This window comes from Mesorhizobium sp. L103C105A0, from assembly GCF_000502215.1.
Lineage (GTDB): Bacteria > Pseudomonadota > Alphaproteobacteria > Rhizobiales > Rhizobiaceae > Mesorhizobium.
Genome location: NZ_AYXF01000006.1, coordinates 214,241 through 230,300, shown reverse-complemented (window position 1 = coordinate 230,300; position 16,060 = coordinate 214,241). Strand labels below are relative to the sequence as shown.

Here is a 16,060-nt window from a genome sequence, read left to right as displayed (position 1 = left end):
GTTTTGATCTGTGCCAGGTCTGCGAATCGGCTATGCTGGCGGGATGAACGACCTGAGCACCATCCTTTCCGAACCCGTTGCCCGGCTTGGCGCCACGACGATCACGCTCGGCCATGCACTGACCCTCGGCGCGCTGGTGTTTCTCGGCCTGTTCCTGGCGCTTGTCGTGGCGCTGTGGCGATCGGCCAAGGCGCGCACCATCGCCGCGGCGGAAGCCGCCGACCACGCCCGCGACGCCGAGGCGCGGATGGCCGGCATTTTGCAAAGCCAGGCCGAGATGCAGGGCCGCATGGGCGCCATCGCCGACGTGTTCGGCGCAAGGCAGGCCGAACTCAACCAGTCGATCGGCCAGCGCCTCGACGCCATGACCGGCAGGCTCGGTCAAACCATGACCGAACAGACCAAATCGACGCATGAGAGCCTCGCCAAACTGCAGGAACGGCTGGCGGTCATCGACACCGCGCAAGGCAACATCCAGTCGCTGGCCGGCCAGGTCGTGCAATTGCAGGCGATCCTGTCCAACAAGCAGACGCGCGGCGCCTTCGGCCAGTCGCGCATGGAGGCGATCGTCGCCGACGGCCTTCCGATGGGCGCCTACGAGTTCCAGGCAACGCTGTCAAACGGCAGCCGTCCCGACTGCCTGGTCAGGATGCCGAACGGTGCGCCGCAGCTTGCCATCGACGCCAAGTTTCCGCTGGAAGCCTGGAACGCCATCCGCGCCGCCGATGGCGCCGAACAACAGAAGATCGCGGCCCAGGCTTTCCGCCGCGACATCGAAATTCACGTCCGCGATATCTCGGAAAAATACCTGATCCAGGGCGAGACGCAGGACACCGCCTTCATGTTCGTGCCGTCGGAATCGGTGTTCGCCGAAATCCACGAGAATTTCGACGCCGTGGTCCAGAAGGCGCACCGGGCGCGTGTCATCATCGTCTCACCGTCGCTTTTGATGCTGTCGATCCAGGTCATCCAGGCCATCCTCAAGGACGCCCGCATGCGCGAACAGGCGCATCTGATCCAGGGCGAGGTGATCCGGCTGATGGAAGACGTCGCGCGCGTCGACGAACGCGTGCGCCGGTTGCAGACGCATTTTGGCCAGTCGGCCAAGGATATCGACGAGATACTGGTGTCGACGTCGAAGGTGACCAAGCGCGGCCAAAAGATCGAAGCGCTGGAGTTTGGCGAAAGCGAAGCCGAAGTGCGCGGTGGCGGACCCGCCAAGGCCGAAGCCGGGGTGCGGGTGGCGGATTCCAAGACGGGGCAGCTCAGGCTACGTGTCGTCGAAGGCGACGATTAAAGCGCGTCGCGCTGAACGGATTCATACGACGCGCTTTAAAAGTCTTTGTTTTGATGCATGTCGTTGTCCCGGAACCGCGGCACACTTCTGGGCGCCATGCATTAGACCGTAGCCACGATCATGTGCGCCTGGATCTTGGCCGCAACCTCGCCGCTGCCGTGTCTGGCTGCAATCACGGACGCGGCGTGATCGGTTGCGGCTTCCAGTTTTCCTCTGGCCTCGATTTCGTTGCGAAGCGGAGTTCCCTGGCAATAGGCAACCGCCGGAAGGCGCGGCGAGGAGGCACGGCTTTGTTCGGCCCTCGTGTCGATCACCACACGGGAGAAACCTGCGGCTTCCAACTCGCCGCGGATCAATGCAGTGTCATTGTAGCCGTGCGGCGTGCGGGCGAGAAAGCGGGGCGGATCGTTCGGAAAAATCTCCGCAAGAGCATTCGTCACATCATTGGCGAATACATTGTCTTCGATGCGATCCCACACGTTGAACAGGAAATGGCCGCCGGTCTTCAGGACCCGCTTTGCTTCGCGATAGCCGGCGGCTCGGTCGGGAAAGAACATCGCGCCGAACTGACAGCAAACGAGATCGAAAGCCGCATCTTCGAACGGCAGCGCCAGAGCATCCGCCTGACGCCATTGTATGCGACTGTCGGGAGCTTGTCGCGAGGCCGCGTAGTCGAGCATAGGCTGGTTGAGGTCGGTCACGACATAGCTTGCGCCAGGGGACAGTTTCGGCGCCAATGCGCGGGTGACAACGCCGGTGCCGGCGGCGACTTCCAGGACGGCGCCGGGCGACAAGGACGCTGCCCGTCGTGCCAAATCCGCGGCGAACGGCTCGAAGATCAACGGCACCATGTAGCGGTCGTAGTTTTCCGGAATCGAGCCGGCAAACACTTTGTCCGTTTCCGACATTGCTATCCCCCGCCATCCGTTTGATGGCGAGCCTAGCACATAATTGGCTGGTTTGGGCCGCGTTTAACCGGGAGGCAGGTGCTACTGCGCCTCTACGATGCTTACGCCCTCGAATTCCGGAAGCCAGTGCAGGGCCGATCGGTGCCATTTCTGTTGGGTCGGAACGAGATCCTCGCGTTGCCGCGCGGTCCCCGCCCTGATCCCATAGACCTTCGGCCCGTCGCCAACCGACGTTGCGTAAAGATGCGAACCGCAGTCGCCGCAGAACGCCTGGGCACGCTTGGCGCCGCTCGATCCCGTCTTGATATAAACCTTCGGTGTGCCCTTTGTGATCCTGTAATGATCCTCAGGCGCGGGAACAGTGACACGAAAGGCGGTACCGGTCAGTTGCTGGCAGTCGGTGCAATGACAGATAGAGGTCTTTTCCGGGTCGACGTCTGCTTCATAAGTTATGGCGCCGCAATGGCACCCACCATCGATTTTCATGGTTGATTCTCCGAAATCCGTCGGGTGATCTTAGCGGGACCAGGCGACGGGGCCAACGGTGGACTGCTGGTCCAGAACTAGTCCGACGCCGCCTCGACCTGCTTGCGCCGGTGCTCCCAGGTTCCGGTCGTCTGCGGCTTGACGAACAGTCTGGTGATCTCCGGCATTTCTTTTTTCAAGAGCGCCTCGATGCGCTCGACACAGGCTTCGATCTCAGGCGCCGTCAGATGGTCCTCGAATTCGATGCTCAGCCCAGCGACGATCTGTTGCGGGCCGAGATGGACGGTGAGAACGCCGTTGGCCCGCTGCACTGCCGGATCCTGCTGGGCGATGGCCAGCACCTTGGCCTGCACTTCCGGCGAGGCCGGCTCACCGATGAGCAATCCCTTGCTTTCGCGCGCCAGAAAGATGGCGGTGGCGCCGAGGATCATCGCGATGCCGATCGAGGCGACGCCGTCGAGTTCGGGCATGTCGAGGAGTTCGGCCGCCAATATGCCGGCGAAGGCGACGAACAGACCGAGCAGGGCGGCGCTGTCCTCGAACAGGATCGTGTAGACGCTCGGATCCTTGCTCGATTGCACGGCCTGCAGCCAGCCTTGCTTGCCCTTCTGCTGGCGGAACTCCTTCAGCGCCACGTACCAGGAGCTGCCCTCGAACAGCATCGAAAGGCCAAGCACGATGTAGTTGATTTTGGGATTGGCGACCGGCTCAGGCGCCATGATGTGGACGACGCCTTCATAGAAGGACACGCCAGCGCCGAGCGCAAAGACGAGCAGGGCGACAATGAAGCTCCAGAAATACAGCTCGCGGCCATGGCCGAGCGGATGCGTGCGGTCCGGCGGACGGGCGGCGCGGTGCATGCCGTAGAGCAGCAGCCCGCCATTGCCGGTATCCACCAGCGAGTGCACGCCTTCCGACAGCATCGCCGAGCTGCCGGTGAAGAAGGCGGCGACGAATTTGGTCACAGCAATAGCTAAATTACCGGCGAGCGCCGCGTAGATGACCGTTTTCGACCCGCCATGCGCTGCCATGCTGTCCCTCCAAGGCGCCCAATGGAACGGCCTGCCGCCGAGCTCCACAGGGATCACAACGCACGAATCGCCTGGTCGTTCAGGTTGAAGGCCAGCTTGCGGAAAGACGCCCCTATTCGATGATCTCGTCCGTCCACACCTTGAAACCAGCCAGCGTGCCCGGTCCGAAGATGTGGGTCAGCGGCACGTCGGCGGCGTCGCGACCCGACGCGATCAGGATGCGGCCGATGCGTGGCGAATTGTTGCGCGGGTCAAAGACATGCCAGCGGCCACCGAGATAGACCTCCATCCAGGCTGCGAAATCCATGCTCGCCCAAGGTTTGGGCAGGCCGATGTCGCTGATGTAGCCGGTGCAGTAGCGGGTCGGGATGTTTAGCGCACGGCAAAAGGTGACGGCGAGGTGGGCAAAGTCACGGCAGACGCCGCTTTGCTCGCGATAGGCTTCCGCCGCGGTGCGGGTCGGCCGCGCATTGCCGTAGCTGAAGACGATATGGTTGTGGACGAAGTCACAGACCGCCTGGACGCGGGCAATACCGAGCGGCGTATGCCCGAACAGCCGCCAGGCTTCGCTGGCCAGCAGATCGCTCTCGCAAAAGCGGCTGGGCAACAGGAACAGCAATGTGTCCGACGGCAGATCGCGCACCTCGTGCTGCCAGGCCATCAGGTCGCCCATCTCGAACGTGCCGGGGTCGCGGATTACCGAATCGGTGCCGAAGGTGAAGCGACCGGGCGGGGCGACGAAACGGTTGCACCAATTGCCGAAACTGTCGCGGTAGCTCTGGATCGGCACCGGCGGGTTGGAGGTCAGGAAATCCGGGCGCTCGAGATCGGAGGCCCTGGAGTAGTGGACGTTGAGCATCGCGATCAGCGGCGTTTCCTGCGGAAAATCGAAACTCATCTCGCTGCCGATGCGGATTCGCATTGTCGTCCTGACCGCACTGCCTGATCATCGCCGGGCGAAGGCATGGCCGATGCTGCAGTGCGAAGGCAACCATGGCACGGACCGGAATGGTTTACGAGCAAATTAGAAACCGGTTGAAAGCGGCCCGACGGCGCCGGCGACAGACGCAGCCCTCTTGCAGTCCGGCGTTTCTCTTGTTTCACTTGGCCTCCCAGCAACTGGAGGAACGAATCATGGCTAAAGGTGCGATGAAGGCGGGCAAGGAAGCTCGGAAGCCGAAAAAAGACGCCAAGAAGCCCGCAGCGGCTCCGGCACTCAAGGCGCCGCCCGTCAAGGCGATGAGGCTCAAGGAAAAGTAAGCCCGCCTCGGAAGATCTTGGACGGTTGAAATCCGGACAAACCGTTTCGGCGCAGATTTTGACACCGGCGGCATGAACGATGCGGCCGGTGTTTGTTGATCGCACCGGCGCAGCCGCTTGTGTCGAAGCGGCGAGGACGACCTCGCGCCTTCCCATAAATCGGCCGGGACGGCCCGCCATGCTCATGGAATGGAGTGCATCCCGATGTCGTGGATTTTTCTGTTTTTCGCCGGCCTGTTCGAAATCGGCTGGGCGATCGGCCTCAAATACACCGACGGCTTCTCGAAGCCGCTGCCGACGGTGCTCACTGTCGCCTCGATGATCATCAGCCTCGGGTTGCTCGGCCTGGCGCTCAAGACGCTGCCTGTCGGGACGGCCTATGCGGTGTGGACCGGCATCGGCACGGTCGGCACGGCGCTTCTTGGCATCTGGCTGCTGGGCGAGCCTGCGACGGCCATCCGGCTCGCCTGCATTGCGCTCATCGTCTGCGGCATTATGGGGCTGAAGCTCGCCGCCTGAGCAAAGCAACCAAGGAAATCGACGCACAAACACATTCAGGGCCGCTGGAAGGCGACCCTGATGTCCGATCGTTTCGATCGAAGCGTTAGCGGGCGGAGAAGCCCGGAGGCGTCCTGCCGGTACGCTGCTTGCGCGCCGCATAGCGTGCGTCGCGCTTGGCCTTGCGTTCGGCTTCGTCGGCCAGCAAACGGGCGATGCGCTCGTTTTCTTCGGCTTCCTTGATCTTCGCTTCAGCCTGCGCTGCCTCTTCGGCCGCAATACGCGCCGCTTCGGCTGCTGCCTCGCGCTCGGCCTTCTCGACCGCCTCGCGTGCCAGCTTTTCCTGCTTCAGCCTGGCCTTTTCGGCCTCGCGTATTTCGCGAGCCTCAAGAATCGCCTTGCGTTCGGCCTGTTTGGCCAGAACCGCAGGATCATCAGCCGCCGGCTTCGACTTGAAGCGCTCCAGAAGCGCCTTCTTTGCCTCGTTCGCGGCATTGCGCCGCTCGAAAATGTCTTTTTCCCTGTAGATAGCCAAGTCCACTTCCCTGAAGTCAATTCGCGACGCTTACATACGCGCGAAAACCGAGAGTTCAAGCGCCAAAACGGTATGCCAGCCATGAAAGTTTAGGCTGTTGCAGCCGGGAGACGCGTTTTCCCTGAAACAAAGCCGGCCGAAACCGACATGCACTGTTCACTATCCGCCCCTCTGGCGGCCGGGGCGGCTCGCCGCTACCTCTAGCGGCAAATCAGAACATTTGGATGACATGCCATGGAACTCGGTCTCTACACTTTCGCCGACGTCAGCCCGGAGCCCGGCCCCGGCGCGATCGGCCCGCATCAGCGGCTGCGCAATCTGATCGAGGAGGTCGAGCTGGCTGACCAGGTTGGCCTCGACGTCTTTGGTCTGGGCGAACATCACCGCCCCGACTATGCCGCGTCCGCGCCGGTGGTGGCGCTGGCCGCTGCCGCCGAACGCACCAAGCGCATCAAGCTGACCAGCGCGGTCACCGTGCTGTCCTCCGACGATCCGGTTCGCGTCTTCCAGCAGTTCGCAACGCTCGACCTTTTGTCGGGCGGCCGGGCCGAGATCATGGCCGGGCGCGGTTCGTTCATCGAATCCTTCCCGCTGTTCGGCTACAATCTCGAGGACTATGACGAGCTGTTCGCCGAAAAGCTCGATTTGCTGCTGGCCATACGCGGCGGCGTCAAAGTTACCTGGTCCGGCAATCTGCGCGCGCCGATCAACGACCGCGGCGTCTATCCGCGGCCGCTGCAGGACAAATTGCCGATCTGGATCGCAATAGGTGGAACGCCGCAATCTGCGGCGCGCGCGGGCGTGCTCGGTTTGCCGCTGGCACTGGCCATCATCGGCGGCGAGCCGGCGCGGTTTGCACCGCTGTTCGACATTTATCGCGATGCCGCAAGGCGGGCCGGTACCGACCCCTCGGGCCTTGCCACCAGCATCAATGTGCACGGCTTCATCGCCGGCACCACTGAACAGGCGGCCGACGATTTCTATGGCCCGCAGGCCGAAGTGATGAACCGCATCGGCCGCGAGCGCGGCTGGGGCCCGACCTCGCGGGCGCATTTCGATCAGTCGCGTGGTCCGAACGGCGCGCTGTTCGTCGGCGATCCGGAGCAGGTGGCGGAAAAGATCGTCGCCCAGCACAAGATCTTCAACAATGACCGCTTCCTGCTGCAGATGGCGATCGGCGCCATGCCGCACGCCAAGATCATGAAGGCGATCGAACTGTACGGCACCAAGGTGGCGCCGATCGTACGCAAGGAGACCGCCAAGCCCGGCGTCGCCGTCGCAGCGCCAGCCGCCTGAGCGACGGGCGGCCCGGATTGAGGCCTTGCCGGCTAACGGAACCTTGGGCTTGCAGAGGCGTTTCCGTCAGGGGAAAGCACCAATTGCGGTGCGCCGCTGAGGGAAAATCATGAAAGCCGAACCCGCCGCTTTGGGTGCTGGCCTTGCCGAGACCGAAGAGGCGAGAGTTGTGGCGCGTGCCGACACGCATCTGATGCGTTCGCTGCTCATCGGGATCTTCCTGTTCATGGCCATCTACGCGCTGTATTTCGCGCGTGCTTTCTTCATGCCGGTCATCCTCGCCTTCCTGCTGACGCTGACGCTGACACCAATCGTGCGCTTCCTGCGCAAGCGCGGCATTCCGGAAGTGGTTTCGGCGACAATGTTGGTCGTGCTGTCGATCTGCGTCTTCGGCGTTGCCGGCTATCTGCTCAGCGGCCCGGTCATCGACCTTCTCAACAACACCTCGTCGATCGGCCAACAACTTACCGAACGGCTGGCGCAATTGCGGCGTCCGCTCGAGAGGATCATGCAGATCTCGCATCAGATCGAACAGATGACGGAGACCTCGCAGGAGCCGGGCATCCAGAAGGTGGCGATGGCGCAGTCCGGCGTCCTGTCGGCCGCCGCCAGCAACGTCCTGTCGGCGGGGACAAGCCTGACCATCATCTTCGTGCTGTCGCTGTTCCTGCTGGCGTCAGGCACGATGTTCTATGAGAAGATCATCCAGTCCTTCGCCAGCCTCAGTGAGAAGAAGCGGGCCTTGCGCGTCGTCTATGACGTCGAGCGCGAAATCTCGCATTATCTGCTCACCGTCACCGTCATCAATGCCGGTCTCGGCGCGGTTATCGGCCTTGGCCTGTGGGCGCTCGGCATGCCCAACCCGCTCGTCTGGGGAACGATGGCGGCGCTGCTCAACTTCCTGCCCTATGTCGGCGCGCTGATCACCATCGTGCTGGTCAGCGTCATTGCGATGATCAGCTTCGACTCGATCACCTACGCCCTTTTGGCGCCGGGCTTCGTGCTTTTGTGCGACATCGTCGAAGGCCAGTTCGTTACGCCGATGGTTGTCGGCCGACGCCTCGAGATCAACGCCGTGGCGATCTTCATCGCCATCGCCTTCTGGTCCTGGCTTTGGGGCTTTGTCGGCGCGCTGATGGCGGTGCCGCTGCTGGTCGTCGTCAAAGTGTTCTGCGATCATTTCGATGGCCTCAGCCATGTCGGCAATTTTCTCGCCGCACAGCAGACGGCCGTGGTGGAGGAGGAAGCGGCCGAAGAGAACGGAAAGGCCGCGCCATAAGCTTGCCGCGCCTGTCCGTCATCTCGCATTTGTTGTCTTCAGGCGGAGTGCCTATATCGAGCCGGTCAACCCGGACCCTGCGATGAACGATGCCTCCTTCGACCTCGATTCCTATTTCGACCGCATCGGCTATCGCGGCCCGATCGATGCTCCGCTCGGCACGCTGAGCGCGTCGCATCGCCAGCATCCGCAGGCGATCCCGTTCGAGAATTTGGACCCGCTGCTTGGCACCAGCTCGACATCCTCATTCCCGACCGCGCCTTCGAAACCAGGGTCAGGCAGTTGAACATCGTAAAGGCTTGAGGCCCATGACCGCACTTTCCGTTCTCGACCTGTCGCCGATCGTCGAAGGCAGCGACGCCTCGCAATCGCTGGCAAATTCGCTCGACCTGGCCCGCCATGCCGAGCGGCTCGGCTACAGGCGCTACTGGCTGGCCGAGCACCACAACATGCCGGGCATCGCCAGCGCGGCGACCGCCGTTGTCATCGCCCATGTCGCCGGCGGCACCAAGACCATCCGCGTCGGCGCCGGTGGCATCATGCTGCCCAACCATGCGCCGCTGGTGATTGCCGAGCAGTTCGGCACGCTGGCGGCACTGCACCCCGGCCGCATCGACCTCGGCCTCGGCCGCGCGCCCGGCACCGATATGGGAACAGCGCGCGCGCTGCGCCGCAATCTCGAGGCGTCAGACAATTTCCCCCAGGATGTCGTCGAGCTGATGGGCTATTTCCAGCCGGCCGCGGTAGGCCAGCGTATCCACGCCGTGCCCGGCGAAGGCCAGAAGGTGCCGGTCTGGATCCTCGGTTCCAGCCTCTATGGCGCGCAGCTCGCCGCCATGCTCGGCCTGCCCTATGCCTTCGCCTCGCATTTCGCGCCGGCCGAACTGGACCATGCGCTGGAGATCTACCGTTCGCGCTTCCAGCCTTCGGAACAGCTGGACAAGCCCTATGTCATGCTCGGCCTCAACGTTTTCGCCGCACCGACCGATGGAGAGGCAAAACTGCTGTTCACCTCGCTCCAGCAGGCCTTCGTCAATCTGCGCACCGGGCGGGCCGGCCGCCTGCCGCCGCCGGTCGAGGGCTATGACCAGACGCTCGAGCCGATGGCAAAAACCATGATTTCGCAGGCGCTGTCCTGCGCCGTCGTCGGCTCTCCCGAAACCGTCCGGCAAGGCATAGACGCGTTCGTGCGCCGCACCGGCGCAGACGAGCTGATGGTGACCGCGCAGATCTTCGACCATGCGGCACGCGTGCGCTCGTTCGAAATCCTGGCCGAGGCGCATAAATCGCTGTCGCAGGCCGCGTGACGCTTTTGCCTGTGTCTGCTGTGGGCAGGCGCCTTCCTCAGCCAGGAGCCGCCTCTCTCACGCATAGGTGACGTTTTCTTGTGGTTTCGAAGCCCTGACTGGGCGCTTCGCCGGGGGATCGCGCAGATCCTGGGGTTTTGAGCGCGGTTGGAGCACATCCGGGCCGCTGGGCGGCTGTTCAAAGGCGCCAAGTGCGGCGCGGTGGATGCCATGCGCAGAATGCTTGCGCCCGATGCCGCCTGTTCTTATATACGCGCCAAGCCGCCCAGTGCCGGAATGCCGGTTGCCGGAGCGGAATTTCTTGTGAACAGGGGCTTTCGTCGGAACGCCTTACGGGTCCTGAGAGCCTGCTTAGCGGAGAGACTAGAAAAATGGCAAAAGTAATCGGTATCGATCTCGGCACCACCAACTCCTGCATCGCCATCATGGATGGCAAGGAGCCCAAGGTCATTGAAAATGCGGAAGGCGCGCGCACGACGCCTTCCATCGTCGCCATCTCGGGCGACGGCGAACGTCTCGTCGGCCAGCCGGCCAAGCGCCAGGCGGTCACCAATCCTGAAAACACCATCTTCGCGGTCAAGCGCCTGATCGGCCGCCGCTATGACGACCCGGTGACGGAGAAGGACAAGAAGCTTGTCCCCTACAAGATCGTCAAGGGCGACAATGGCGATGCCTGGGTCGAGGCCGGCGGCAAGAAGCAGTCGCCCAGCCAGATCTCGGCCATGATCCTGCAGAAGATGAAGGAAACGGCGGAGGCCTATCTCGGCGAGAAGGTCGAGAAGGCGGTCATCACCGTTCCGGCCTATTTCAATGACGCCCAGCGCCAGGCCACCAAGGACGCCGGCAAGATCGCCGGCCTTGAGGTGCTGCGCATCATCAACGAGCCGACGGCTGCAGCACTTGCCTACGGCCTCGACAAGAAGGATGGCAAGACCATTGCCGTCTATGACCTTGGCGGCGGCACGTTCGACATTTCGGTGCTCGAAATCGGCGACGGCGTGTTCGAAGTGAAGTCGACCAATGGCGACACCTTCCTCGGCGGCGAGGATTTCGACATGCGTCTCGTCGAATACCTGGCGGCCGAGTTCAAGAAGGAACAGGGCATCGACCTGAAGAACGACAAGCTTGCGCTGCAGCGCCTCAAGGAGGCGGCTGAAAAGGCCAAGATCGAGCTGTCGTCGACGACGCAGACGGAAATCAACCTGCCCTTCATCACCGCCGACGCGACCGGCCCCAAGCACCTGACGCTGAAGCTGACCCGTGCCAAGTTCGAGCAGCTGGTCGACGATCTCGTCCAGCGCACCATCGAGCCCTGCAAGGCGGCGCTCAAGGATGCCGGGCTGAAGGCTGGCGAGATCGACGAAGTGGTCCTGGTCGGCGGCATGACCCGCATGCCCAAGATCCAGGAGATCGTGAAGCAGTTCTTCGGCAAGGAGCCGCACAAGGGCGTCAACCCGGATGAAGTCGTCGCTTTGGGCGCCGCCATCCAGGCCGGCGTGCTGCAGGGCGACGTGAAGGACGTGCTGCTGCTCGACGTGACGCCGCTGTCGCTCGGCATCGAGACGCTGGGTGGCGTGTTCACCCGCCTGATCGAACGCAACACGACCATCCCGACCAAGAAGAGCCAGGTGTTCTCGACCGCTGAAGACAGTCAGTCGGCCGTGACCATCCGCGTCTTCCAGGGCGAGCGTGAAATGGCTGCCGACAACAAGGCGCTCGGCCAGTTCGACCTGGTCGGCATTCCGCCGGCGCCGCGCGGCGTGCCGCAGATCGAGGTCACTTTCGACATCGACGCCAACGGCATCGTCAACGTTTCGGCCAAGGACAAGGGCACCGGCAAGGAGCACCAGATCCGCATCCAGGCCTCTGGTGGCCTTTCGGACGCCGACATCGAGAAGATGGTCAAGGACGCCGAAGCCAATGCCGAGACCGACAAGCAGCGGCGTGCTTTGGTCGAGGCCCGCAACCAGGCCGAGGCGCTGGTGCACTCCTCCGAGAAGTCGCTGAAGGAATATGGCGACAAGGTTTCGGAAACCGAGCGCACGGCGATATCGGAGGCTATCACGGCGCTGAAGGCTGCTGCCGAAGGCGACGATGCCGCCGACATCGAGGCCAAGTCGCAGACGCTTGCCGAAGCATCCATGAAGCTCGGCCAGGCCATGTACGAAGCTTCGCAGAAGGAAGCGGCGGAAGCCGACGCCAAGGCGGACGCGGCCAAGGATAGCGATGTGGTCGACGCCGATTTCGAGGAAATCGACGAAAACGACGAGAAGAAGAAGTCGGCCTGACCGGTTGACGGCAAATAAAGCGGAAAGCCCGGCGCAAAGCCGGGCTTTTTTGCAACCCTCGCTGAAAAAGTGCGGGCCTTGCCGAAAAAGTCACTGAAAAACACAGGCACAAGCGCGCCGGCCCTAGCATCCGGGCAGCACCGCTCCTAAATCGAGACAACGTGCCGGCAAACGACGCAACATGCATCAAGACGTTGAGCATCCGGACTGCGGGAAAAGATGAAAGCTGATTTCTACGAGACGCTGGGCGTGCAAAAGGGCGCCGACGAGAAGGAGCTCAAGAGCGCTTTCCGCAAGCTGGCCATGCAGTTCCATCCCGACCGCAATCCCGGCGATCACTCATGCGAGCATAAGTTCAAGGAAATCAACGAAGCCTACGAAACGCTGAAGGACCCGCAGAAGCGCGCGGCCTATGACCGTTTCGGTCACGCCGCCTTCGAGCAGGGCGGCATGAATGGCGGCGCGCAAGGTTTTGGCGCCGGCGGCTTCGCCGACATTTTCGAAGATATTTTCGGCGACATGATGGGCGGGCGCCAGCGCCGCTCGTCGGGCGGCCGCGAACGCGGCGCCGATTTGCGCTACAATATGGAAATCACGCTGGAAGAAGCGTTTGCCGGCAAGACCGCGCAAATCCGCGTGCCGGCCTCGATCTCATGCACGGAATGCTCCGGGACCGGCGCCAAGCCCGGCACCCAGCCGGTGACCTGCTCGATGTGCCATGGCCACGGCAAGGTACGAGCGACGCAAGGCTTCTTCTCGATCGAGCGTACCTGCCCGCAATGCCAAGGCCGCGGCCAGACGATCAAGGACCCGTGCCCGAAATGCGCCGGCCAGGGCCGCGTCACCGAGGAACGCTCGCTGTCGGTCAATATCCCGGCCGGCATCGAGGACGGCACCCGCATCCGGCTTGCCAATGAGGGCGAGGCGGGCCTGCGCGGCGGCCCATCGGGCGACCTCTATATTTTCCTGGCGGTGAAGCCGCATGAATTCTTCCAGCGCGACGGCGCCGATCTCTACTGCAAGGTGCCGATATCGATGACGACGGCCGCCCTTGGCGGCTCGTTCGAGGTGACGACGCTGGACGGCAGTCAGACCAAGGTGAAAGTGACCGAAGGCACGCAGAACGGCCGCCAGTTCCGCCTCAAGGGCAAGGGCATGCCGGTGCTGCGCCAGCCCAATGTCGGCGACCTCTATATCCAGACCGCGGTCGAAACGCCGCAAAACCTGTCGCGCCGCCAGCGCGAGTTGCTGGAAGAGTTCGAGCAGCTGTCGTCGAAGGACAATTCTCCCCAGTCGAGCGGCTTTTTCGCCCGCATGAAGGACTTTTTCGAATCCTTCGGCGAGCACTGAACCCAAGCCAAGGCCGCCACGCTTCCCAAACGTCATCAACATCTTATGCCAGATCGCGCCTTGCCTTGGACCTGTTAGCTGCTAAGTAGCGTTCGGGGAGTGTTGAGGAGAACTTGCATGGCACGTGGTCCGGGATTGCGGAAGGCGCTGGCGGAAAAGTTCGACGACGAACTCAAATTCTTCAAAGGCTGGATCGACAAGCCGAAGTCGGTCGGTTCGATCGTGCCGACAAGCTCCGTCACCGCCCGCAAGATGGCTTCCATCGTCAATCCGAAGTCCGGCCTGCCGGTGCTTGAAGTCGGCCCCGGCACAGGCGTCATCACGCGTGCAATCCTCGCCCAGGGCGTTAAGCCCGAAAACCTCTATGCGGTCGAATATTCCACCGATTTCGTGCGCCATCTGCGCCAGCTCTATCCCGGCGTCAACGTCATCGAGGGCGATGCCTTCAATCTCAACGCCACGCTTGGCGAGAAGAGCGGTATGGTTTTCGATTCCGTCGTCTCCGGCGTGCCGCTGCTCAATTTCCCGGTCGCACAGCGGATCGCCTATATTGAAAGCCTGCTAGACCGCATCCCGGTTGGACGGCCGATCGTGCAGCTGACCTATGGGCCGTTGTCGCCGATCCCGCCCGGCCGCGGCAATTACACGGTCAAGCATTTCGACTTCATCTTCCGCAACATCCCGCCGACGCAGCTGTGGATCTACCGGCGCGAAGCGCATTAGCTGGTATTGGGGGCGGGAGAAGTCTCTGGCGCCTTGTAGAGGATCGACGTCTCCCGAAGGAAGCTCGATTGAGGGTCGATCCACATCCTTGACTGTTATCCGCCTCGCAAACTCGTGGCGACTTCTCTGATCGCCGCGCACATGGCCCGCACGGCCGTTGCTTCGGCGCTGCTGGAGAACAGAAGCAGCAGAGGCCGACGCGCACGCGGCTCCAGAGGACGCCTCGCGACGGTTCGCTGCCAATCGGCCGGAAACGCCAGGCCTGGCGCAATCGACAAACCGCGCCCGGCCCCAACCAGAGCAAGCAGCGCCGCCATATCGCTCGCCGACAGGATGACAACTGGCGCAACGCCAAAATCCTGGAACAATTCGGCAAGCATTGGTCCGCAGCCGCCGCTCGACATGATGAATGGCTGGCCGTCGAGAGCGCGGATCGGAAATGACCCGCCTTGGACTGAGTTCTTTTGCGATGACGCCACAAAGAGTTCGTCGTCGACAAGTTCCTCGGCTTGGCAATTGCCGGCGATGTAGGACAGTCCAATATCGGCGGCACCGCGATCGACCCACTCCGCCACCTCGGTATCCGTGCCCAAGAGCAGTTCGACAGCAAGCTCCGGGTGCCGGACGGAAGTAATGTTCAACGCATATGGAGCAATCTTTACCGAGGCGCTGCTGACCAGCGCGAGCCGTACTCTGCCTTTGATGGAGTGTTCCCGTAGGCCGGCAAGACGGCCTAAAGCATGCAAAGCGGCGCGCGCCGCATCCAAAGCCGACTCGCCGGTTGCGGTGAAAGCGACACCGCGCCGATCACGTATGACGAGGGGCGCGCCAACGATCTCCTCCAGCGCCTTCATTGCATGGCTTATGGCCGATTGAGAAAGACAGAGCCGCTCGGCGGTTTTCGTGAAGCTGCGCGTCTCGCTGAGCGATGTCAGGACGCGCACCATTGTGATGTTGATATTAGCTTTGTTCATGGCTGCCGAAATATCTTTCATTTCGCTCATATTAAAGGGCGCTGTAGGTTTGTGAAGATGAGGGAAACGACCCTCGAAATCGCGGCGAGCGGCTTCCTGGCCTCTCTGGCATGCAGGCGTGCGGTACGACGAGCCTGAAATTGGAGCTTCGCATGAGCTACCTTCCGCAATTCCTGACACTTGCTTCAGTGTTCCTGCTCGGCGCCATGAGCCCGGGACCCGATTTTGTAGCCGTGACTTCCCATGCGCTGATCAGCCGTCGCGCGGGGTTCCATGTGGCGCTTGGCATTGCCGCAGCGATCATGGTGTGGGCGGCTCTCGCGATGTTTGGCCTGGGCCTCGTGCTGACGCAGATTGCATGGGCTCACCTTGCTGTCCGGATCGCCGGCGCCGTGTATCTCGGTTACCTGGGCAGCAAGATCCTTTTGTCGGCTTGGCAGGCGCAGCCACCGCTGGCCGTCAGTGGCGCAGAGACTACGGCTCCCTGGCGAAGCGGCTTCGTTGTCGGAATTACAAATCCGAAGACGGCCGCCTTCTTCGCGAGCCTGTTCATATCGGTATTGCCGATGCAGGCTCCGATCTGGGTCCAGGCAGTGTCCCTGGCCATAATCGGGCTGGTCGCGATGGCGTGGTTTGGGCTTGTCGCGCTAATGTTCTCCACAAGAAGGGTTCGGTCGGTATATGGCAGCGTCCGCAGGCCGATAGATGCCTTGCTCGGAGTTGCACTCATCGCGCTGAGTGCAAGAATTGCGGTCACCCACTAGCAATAGCCCAGCTGCTCGGCACACCTTCGCGCGCTTGCCCCCCGATCGTTTCCGTTTTTTGGGC

Annotated in this window: 17 protein-coding genes; 11 read left to right on the top strand and 6 right to left on the bottom strand. The window is 62.5% G+C overall.

Annotated features, from left to right (window positions below):
- The first annotated feature begins 43 nt into the window (after positions 1-43).
- Positions 44-1,297, top strand: coding sequence for a DNA recombination protein RmuC (locus tag X727_RS146290; protein WP_023828842.1), 1,254 nt, complete (start codon positions 44-46; stop codon positions 1,295-1,297).
- A gap of 101 nt (positions 1,298-1,398) precedes the next feature.
- On the opposite strand, the gene X727_RS146295 is transcribed toward X727_RS146290, so the two are convergent.
- The 4 genes from X727_RS146295 to X727_RS146310 all read right to left on the bottom strand — a co-directional run bounded on the left by X727_RS146295 (position 1,399) and on the right by X727_RS146310 (position 4,644).
- Positions 1,399-2,205: a class I SAM-dependent methyltransferase gene (locus X727_RS146295; RefSeq protein WP_023834585.1), complete on the bottom strand. Its 807-nt coding sequence runs from the start codon at positions 2,203-2,205 to the stop codon at positions 1,399-1,401.
- An 81-nt stretch (positions 2,206-2,286) separates the two neighbouring features.
- Positions 2,287-2,691, bottom strand: coding sequence for a GFA family protein (locus tag X727_RS146300; RefSeq protein ID WP_023673210.1), 405 nt, complete (start codon positions 2,689-2,691; stop codon positions 2,287-2,289).
- Between the two features lie 77 nt (positions 2,692-2,768).
- Complete coding sequence (locus X727_RS146305) at positions 2,769-3,722, bottom strand: cation diffusion facilitator family transporter (RefSeq protein ID WP_023701969.1); 954 nt, start codon at positions 3,720-3,722, stop codon at positions 2,769-2,771.
- 112 nt (positions 3,723-3,834) lie between these two features.
- Complete coding sequence (locus tag X727_RS146310; protein ID WP_023687480.1) at positions 3,835-4,644, bottom strand: transglutaminase family protein; 810 nt, start codon at positions 4,642-4,644, stop codon at positions 3,835-3,837.
- A gap of 212 nt (positions 4,645-4,856) precedes the next feature.
- Between X727_RS146310 and X727_RS1000000169630 the strand changes: the two genes are divergently transcribed.
- The gene (locus tag X727_RS1000000169630) at positions 4,857-4,982 is read left to right on the top strand and encodes a hypothetical protein (protein WP_006200611.1); all 126 of its coding nucleotides are present in this window, start codon (positions 4,857-4,859) and stop codon (positions 4,980-4,982) included.
- A gap of 204 nt (positions 4,983-5,186) precedes the next feature.
- Complete coding sequence (gene sugE, locus X727_RS146315; protein ID WP_023681326.1) at positions 5,187-5,501, top strand: quaternary ammonium compound efflux SMR transporter SugE; 315 nt, start codon at positions 5,187-5,189, stop codon at positions 5,499-5,501.
- Positions 5,502-5,586: 85 nt separating this feature from the next.
- Here the strand turns inward: sugE and X727_RS146320 are convergent, their stop codons facing one another.
- Positions 5,587-6,015: a DUF6481 family protein gene (locus tag X727_RS146320; protein WP_023673205.1), complete on the bottom strand. Its 429-nt coding sequence runs from the start codon at positions 6,013-6,015 to the stop codon at positions 5,587-5,589.
- A 234-nt stretch (positions 6,016-6,249) separates the two neighbouring features.
- Here X727_RS146320 and X727_RS146325 point away from each other — a divergent pair, with 234 nt between their 5' ends.
- The 7 genes from X727_RS146325 to pmtA all read left to right on the top strand — a co-directional run bounded on the left by X727_RS146325 (position 6,250) and on the right by pmtA (position 14,258).
- The gene (locus X727_RS146325) at positions 6,250-7,311 is read left to right on the top strand and encodes an LLM class flavin-dependent oxidoreductase (RefSeq protein ID WP_023741321.1); all 1,062 of its coding nucleotides are present in this window, start codon (positions 6,250-6,252) and stop codon (positions 7,309-7,311) included.
- 109 nt (positions 7,312-7,420) lie between these two features.
- Positions 7,421-8,590 (top strand): AI-2E family transporter, encoded by a 1,170-nt coding sequence (locus X727_RS146330; RefSeq protein ID WP_023681324.1) that lies wholly within the window; start codon positions 7,421-7,423, stop codon positions 8,588-8,590.
- A gap of 82 nt (positions 8,591-8,672) precedes the next feature.
- Entirely contained in the window at positions 8,673-8,876 is a 204-nt protein-coding gene (locus tag X727_RS146335) for an arylamine N-acetyltransferase (protein WP_023687482.1), read from the top strand.
- A gap of 22 nt (positions 8,877-8,898) precedes the next feature.
- Positions 8,899-9,897 (top strand): LLM class flavin-dependent oxidoreductase, encoded by a 999-nt coding sequence (locus tag X727_RS146340; protein WP_023834584.1) that lies wholly within the window; start codon positions 8,899-8,901, stop codon positions 9,895-9,897.
- Between the two features lie 371 nt (positions 9,898-10,268).
- Positions 10,269-12,185, top strand: coding sequence for a molecular chaperone DnaK (gene dnaK / locus X727_RS146345; protein ID WP_023673200.1), 1,917 nt, complete (start codon positions 10,269-10,271; stop codon positions 12,183-12,185).
- Positions 12,186-12,404: 219 nt separating this feature from the next.
- Positions 12,405-13,535, top strand: a complete 1,131-nt coding sequence (dnaJ, locus tag X727_RS146350) for a molecular chaperone DnaJ (protein ID WP_023681322.1) — start codon at positions 12,405-12,407, stop codon at positions 13,533-13,535.
- Between the two features lie 117 nt (positions 13,536-13,652).
- Positions 13,653-14,258 (top strand): phospholipid N-methyltransferase PmtA, encoded by a 606-nt coding sequence (gene pmtA / locus X727_RS146355; protein ID WP_023681321.1) that lies wholly within the window; start codon positions 13,653-13,655, stop codon positions 14,256-14,258.
- 95 nt (positions 14,259-14,353) lie between these two features.
- Here pmtA and X727_RS146360 read toward each other — a convergent pair whose 3' ends face one another.
- Positions 14,354-15,262 carry a LysR family transcriptional regulator gene (locus X727_RS146360; protein WP_023701965.1) on the bottom strand — a complete coding sequence of 303 codons (909 nt, stop codon included), beginning with the start codon at positions 15,260-15,262 and terminating at the stop codon, positions 14,354-14,356.
- Between the two features lie 122 nt (positions 15,263-15,384).
- On the opposite strand from X727_RS146360, the gene X727_RS146365 reads away from it, so the two are divergent.
- The gene (locus X727_RS146365) at positions 15,385-15,996 is read left to right on the top strand and encodes a LysE family transporter (protein ID WP_023714463.1); all 612 of its coding nucleotides are present in this window, start codon (positions 15,385-15,387) and stop codon (positions 15,994-15,996) included.
- Positions 15,997-16,060: the final 64 nt, after the last annotated feature.